The sequence below is a fragment of the Pseudoalteromonas sp. S4741 genome, from assembly GCF_005886135.1.
Taxonomy (GTDB): domain Bacteria; phylum Pseudomonadota; class Gammaproteobacteria; order Enterobacterales; family Alteromonadaceae; genus Pseudoalteromonas; species Pseudoalteromonas tetraodonis.
In genome coordinates this window covers 1-6,118 of sequence record NZ_PNCN01000126.1, presented here as the reverse complement: position 1 = coordinate 6,118, position 6,118 = coordinate 1, and the positions used below count along the sequence as shown (strand labels likewise).

The 6,118-nt window shown below is 41.5% G+C and carries 5 protein-coding genes; 1 reads left to right on the top strand and 4 read right to left on the bottom strand.

Features of this window, described 5'->3' with window-relative positions:
* Positions 1–58: 58 nt before the first annotated feature.
* Complete coding sequence (gene katG / locus CWC30_RS15425; RefSeq protein WP_138627538.1) at positions 59–2,239, bottom strand: catalase/peroxidase HPI; 2,181 nt, start codon at positions 2,237–2,239, stop codon at positions 59–61.
* Between the two features lie 632 nt (positions 2,240–2,871).
* On the opposite strand from katG, the gene CWC30_RS15420 reads away from it, so the two are divergent.
* Positions 2,872–3,756: a tetratricopeptide repeat protein gene (locus tag CWC30_RS15420; protein WP_069439065.1), complete on the top strand. Its 885-nt coding sequence runs from the start codon at positions 2,872–2,874 to the stop codon at positions 3,754–3,756.
* A gap of 199 nt (positions 3,757–3,955) precedes the next feature.
* Here CWC30_RS15420 and CWC30_RS15415 read toward each other — a convergent pair whose 3' ends face one another.
* The 3 genes from CWC30_RS15415 to CWC30_RS15405 form a co-directional block, all read right to left on the bottom strand.
* Positions 3,956–4,276: a hypothetical protein gene (locus CWC30_RS15415; protein ID WP_138627537.1), complete on the bottom strand. Its 321-nt coding sequence runs from the start codon at positions 4,274–4,276 to the stop codon at positions 3,956–3,958.
* A 9-nt stretch (positions 4,277–4,285) separates the two neighbouring features.
* Positions 4,286–4,987, bottom strand: coding sequence for a nuclear transport factor 2 family protein (locus CWC30_RS15410; protein WP_138627536.1), 702 nt, complete (start codon positions 4,985–4,987; stop codon positions 4,286–4,288).
* A gap of 90 nt (positions 4,988–5,077) precedes the next feature.
* Positions 5,078–5,821 (bottom strand): ferredoxin--NADP reductase, encoded by a 744-nt coding sequence (locus tag CWC30_RS15405; protein ID WP_138627535.1) that lies wholly within the window; start codon positions 5,819–5,821, stop codon positions 5,078–5,080.
* Between the last annotated feature and the right edge of the window lie 297 nt (positions 5,822–6,118).

Sequence of the window (6,118 nt, the reverse complement as noted above, 5' to 3'; positions counted from 1 at the left end):
CCTTTAAATAATATAAAAAAAAGGAGCATTGCTGCTCCTTTTTAAATTTTACTTAGGTTTATTTAATATCAAACCGGTCGGCGTTCATCACTTTTACCCATGCGGCGACAAAGTCGTGTACAAAACGAGTTTTGTTATCGTCTTGAGCATAAAACTCTGCCAGTGCACGGAGTATTGAGTTTGAACCAAATACTAAATCAACCCGCGTAGCCGTGTACTTAGTTTTACCACTAGCGCGGTCGACTATGTTGTACTCGCCTTTAGCTGCAGGCTCCCAGCGGTTGTTCATGTCGGTTAAATTAACAAAAAAGTCGTTACTGAGTACGCCTACGTTATCGGTAAATACGCCATATTCACTATTGCCATAGTTAGTACCTAGTACGCGCATACCACCAAGTAATACGCTCATTTCTGGTGCGGTTAAGCCCATTAATTGGCTGCGCTCTAGTAATAGCTCCTCGGCGGATACAGCATAGTCTTTTTTCAGCCAATTTCTAAAACCGTCATGAATGGGTTCTAATGGCTCGAATGACTCTGCGTCGGTCATATCATCACTAGCATCGCCACGCCCAGGGGCAAACGGTACGGTTATATCTACTCCTGCCTTTTTAGCCGCTTGCTCAACCGCAGCGGTGCCGCCAAGTACAATTAAATCGGCCATACTAACAGGCTTAGTTAAACTCGCTTGCAGTGTTTCAAGTGCGCTAAGTACTTTAGCTAAACGCGCAGGCTCGTTACCTTGCCAGTTATTTTGCGGAGCAAGGCGAATACGGGCGCCATTTGCACCACCACGGTGATCGGAGCCTCTATAAGTACGGGCGCTATCCCATGCGGTATTAATTAAGTCGGTTTCACTTAATCCACAATTAAGTAGCTTCGCTTTTAAATCGGTTATTTCAGCGTCGCTTAGGGTGTAATTAACTGCAGGAATAGGATCTTGCCAAATTAAATCTTCACTGGGTACATCGGCGCCCAAATAACGTGATTTTGGCCCTAAATCACGGTGGGTTAACTTAAACCATGCGCGGGCAAATACGTCAGTAAAGTACTCAAAATCGTCATTAAAACGCTCAATAATTTTACGGTACGCTGGGTCGAGCTTCATTGCCATGTCGGCATCGGTCATTATTGGGTTTAAACGAATCGATGGGTCTTCCACATCGACGGGTTTATCTTCTTCTTTAATATTAACCGGCTCCCACTGATGAGCACCAGCAGGGCTTTTGGTTAGCTCCCACTCGTAATTAAGCAGCAGTTTACAATAACCGTTGTCCCATTTAGTTGGGTAGGTTGTCCATGCGCCTTCAATACCAGAAGTCATGGTATCGCGGCCAATGCCACGGGTTTTATGGTTATTCCAGCCAAGGCCTTGCTCGTGCACATCGGCAGCTTCTGGCTCTGGGCCTAAGTTTTCTTCTTTGCCGTTACCATGCGTTTTACCTACTGTATGGCCACCGACCGTTAGCGCTGCGGTTTCTTCATCGTTCATTGCCATACGTGCAAAGGTTTCGCGCACTTGTTCTGCGGTTTTAAGTGGGTCAGGTTTACCATTTACCCCTTCTGGGTTTACGTAAATTAAACCCATTTGCACTGCCGCTAATGGGTTTTCCATGGTATCGGGTTTATCAACTTGGGTATATCGCTCATCACTTGGCGCAAGCCATTCTTTTTCTGCGCCCCAATAAACGTCTTTTTCTGGATGCCAAATATCTTCACGGCCACCGGCAAAACCAAAGGTTTTTAATCCCATTGATTCGTACGCCATATTACCGGCTAAAATAATTAAATCGGCCCATGAAAGCTTGTTGCCATATTTCTTTTTAATTGGCCATAATAAACGGCGCGCTTTATCTAGGTTGGCATTATCTGGCCACGAATTAAGTGGTGCAAAACGTTGATTACCGGTACCACCACCGCCTCGACCATCAGCTAAACGGTACGAGCCCGCAGAGTGCCATGCCATACGGATCATCAGGCCTCCATAGTGCCCCCAATCAGCTGGCCACCAAGGTTGGCTTTGAGTCATTAAATCTTTTAAATCGGTTTTAAGTGCTTCTAGGTCGAGTGAATTAAACGCGTCGGCGTAATTAAAGTCGCTGTCGTAGGGGCTGGTTTTGCTATCGTGCTGATGAAGAATGTCTAAATTAAGTGAGTTTGGCCACCAATCTGTATTGGTGTTTTCGGTTGTAGTATTACTGCCGTGCATAACCGGGCATTTACCCGCTTTATGATTATCCATATTGAGCTCCTTTTTAAATATAAGTAAAAACGCCCATGCTTACTGCTTTTGGCATTCACCAATTGGGAGCGCTATTATTTTAATGAATGACGTTTATGGTTTCTGCTTATTCAATATACGTGTAGCTGATTTGATACGCTAGGGAAAAGTAATGCTTTAAAACGATTAATCTCATTTATAAATATGATGATGCTGCCAGCGGTGTGCTTAATATTAAAACTTTTTATAAAATAGATGATCGTTATTAAAAATAGCCACGTAATGTCCGCTGAAGGGTTTGAAAGTGACTTAGGTTTTCTTAAGTGCACAGTGGAATACCCCCCTTCGCCATGAAATTATAGTTATAAAAGGTGTATAAGTTACTTATGCACCTTTATTTCTTTCTAATTTTTATCTATTTGAATTTAGTTAAGTAAAAATTCAGGTAGGCAAACATACAATAGCACCTATCTCCTATTATTCCCTTGATATGTTGATGTAGTTTTTTCCAGCCCACCTTGGGCTGGATTTTTTTTGCCTGTAATAAAAGATTTTGAGTTAATTCCAGCTTCCCTATCCTCACCCTAGTACCAATGATGTGCGCATGTTAAAGTTAACAAAGCGATTAACTAATTTTTTAACTAGGCATATCAATGCGTTTTTATTTTTTACTATTTATTGTATTTAGTGGTGTTTTTTCATCTGCGGTGCAAGCTGCTGATAAAAACACCGCAGCACTCAACGAGCAACAACAGCGTGAATTAGCACAGCTAGAAGCCCCTTTGTACAAACCATTACTTGAACGTTATATTCTCGACGAATTAAAGTCGGTACGCCAAGATCAACAAAAACTGCGTGAAGACGTGACCAAACAAGTTACGCATGCACAGTTAGACACCGCCGATCGGGCGCTTACCTACACCACAGATACCATTAATAATGTATTTTTTATTATTACCGCCACCGCGTCTATTTTGGTTTTAGTAGGTTGGAACTCGTTACGTGATGTAAAGAACAAAGTAGAAGATATAGTAAACACCCGAGTGAGTGTTATTACTGATGAATATGAAGATCGCTTGAAAATATTAGAAGAAAAACTGCGAGTACGCTCTGAAGAAATACTCAGTAACCAAGAACGCATATCAATCACTAATGAAGTTCATTCGTTATGGATGCGAGCCAACCTTGAAAGTGATATTGCGAATAAAATTGAAATATTCGATGAAATTTTAAAACGTAAACCAGAAGATGTAGAAGCCATTGCCTACAAAGCGGATGCTTTACTAGAATTAAATGAGACTGAGCAAGCTATTGAGCTGTGTAATCAAGCAATTGATATAGATAGCGACTATGGTTACGCATACTGGCAGCGCGCCTGTGCGTATGCTTTAACGCATGAGCATGCAGATGCTCTAGCCGATATAAAAATGTCGCTTGAATACTCACCCAACTTACGAAACGAGCTACTTCATGAAAGTGCCTTTGCCAGCCTGCATGATAACGATAGCTTTAATGCGATAGTTTCAAACGAAGCCTAAACTTCGTAGCCTACAGGGAGGGTGGTAAAAAGCGTGAGCAGAACGCAAAAGTTTTGCTCAGTTTTTACTTATTATTACAAGGATGTAAGCCAGTAGAATCACTTAGGCGCAGTTATCGACCCCACTAGGTTAAAACCTCGCGCCGCAATTAAACTGCCTCTAGATTAAACACATATCATTCTACAAAGGTCAATAGAGCTTAGCGTTTAAAGTACAAATCTATTGACTTAGTAAGCAGCTCGTCGAGCTGCTCTTCAAAGTCTTCTATGTTGATTTCAAAATGATTTAAATACGCTTTAGCCTGCACTTGAGATAAGTTGCGGTTTTTAACGCTGTATTGCCGCTCATCTTTTTGCTTGTCGTATCGAGGTAAAAATAATAACTGCGCATAATAAGGCGACTTAATATGCTTGTTCGCAAAGCGACAAAAGTCTTCAATGTGGCCTGCGCCCTCAGGGCCTAAACAGCCGGGCTCTACACGATACATTACACGAATTTTTTTCTCGTCACTTAGCTGCATAATTAAGAATTACCTAAAAAATAATACCCTAACCACTTTGCCATCTTTAATTTGATAGCTTGAAATAAGCTCTGAACGTTTATCTATCACGTTCGGATCGTTAGAGCAGGTTTCTGATAGCTCATGGTCAATCACAATGTCACCATGCACAATACGCTTAATAGGTGATGAGTGCAGACACTTTAGCTTTTTAAACATAATGCCATAACGCGCTATTAGTTTTTCTTTGCCTTTAAATAATAGCTCATTCGGGAAAATATAAAACTCAACATCTTCATCATACATGCGAATAAATTCTTCAATGTTACGTGCGTTGTAAGCATTTACTAATTGCTCAACAACAGCCAGTGACTCGCGCGACTGTTTTGCTTTGGCTTGTTGCCTTGCTGTAAGTGCCTCTTTTGCTTGCGTCACTGCTTGCTCAGCTTGCGCAACAGCTTGTGCTTTATCTACTTTACTTTTAGGCTGCTGAACCGGCTTTGTTGATTCGCTGCCAAGTACTTGAGAGTCATCGGCTTTAACTTTCTCAACAACTGGCTTTTTTGGTGTATTAGCCTCTTGGCTTAATATATCAAGCGCGTCTTGCTGTTGCGCTGCATTTTTTTGCTGTGTTTGTTTAGTCTCGTTCAGCGATGTTGATTGCTCTATAGCATGACTGTTTAGAGTGAAAACGGCCAATAAACAGGCACAAATAATAAATAAAGATTTCATGGATTTCCTAAGTACGAAGACTAAATACAATTAAAGCGCAACATAGCAAATTTTACCCTCATGAGATAGTTATTATAACGTTATAGCTCGCTACCAATACTGCTCAACCGTGATATGTCCCGGCTCTTTTCGACGATTACGCTTATAATTTTGAGCCAATAATAACTCTGTGGTGTCTTTAACCATTTGCGGATTACCACACAGCATAAATTGGGCGTTATTTGGTGTAGCGTATAACCCCACGTGCTCATATAAAGCGTTGTTTTCAATCACAGTGGTAATTCTGCCTGCTAAGCCTTGTAAAGGTATCTCACGGCTAACAACCGGAATATAGTTCAGTTGACTAGGGTGTGATTTTATTAGTTTGTTAATAAGCTCCTGATAACTTAAATCGCTATTTTGCCGTACCCCATGCACTAAGTTGATATGTTTGTATTTTTGCCATACCTCACTTTGCTGCAATATAGATAAAAACGGGCCAATGGCGGTGCCGGTGCTAAGCATCCAAAGTTGTTCACTCGCTGGCACTTCGTCAAGGGTAAAAAAACCGCTAGCACGACGCTCCATTAGTACAGTGTCACCTGGGGTAAGTTGTGCTAAATGCGATGACAATTGGCCATCGACTACATTAATTAAATAAAATTCTAAATTTGGATCATCTGGTGCGTTAACATACGAGTAAGCACGAGCAATGCGTTTTTCACCGTCCATAATAGAGAGCTTTGTAAATTGCCCTGCTTTAAACGGTTCTACATCGGCGTTAACCGTTAAGCTAAATAACGATTCATTCCACCATTTAACTGACTTTACTGTGGCATCAATCCAATTAGACATAATTACTCCAGAGTGTAAAACATGTTTTAGCTATCAGCTAAAACTTTAAAGTGGTTCATTTTAAAAGCAAGTTTTATAACTTAAACATTAGCATTAAGTTATAAATACTGACAGGGAAATAAATGAGAAGACAACGAGCTTCGAGTGACGAGCTGCGAGTGGCGAGCTTCGAGTGGCGAGCTTCGAGTGGCGAGCTGCGAGTGGCGAGCTTCGAGTGGCGAGCTGCGAGTGGCGAGCTTCGAGTGGCGAGCTGCGAGCTTGTGTAGACATCAAACTGGTAGCAGATGTATGGACTCC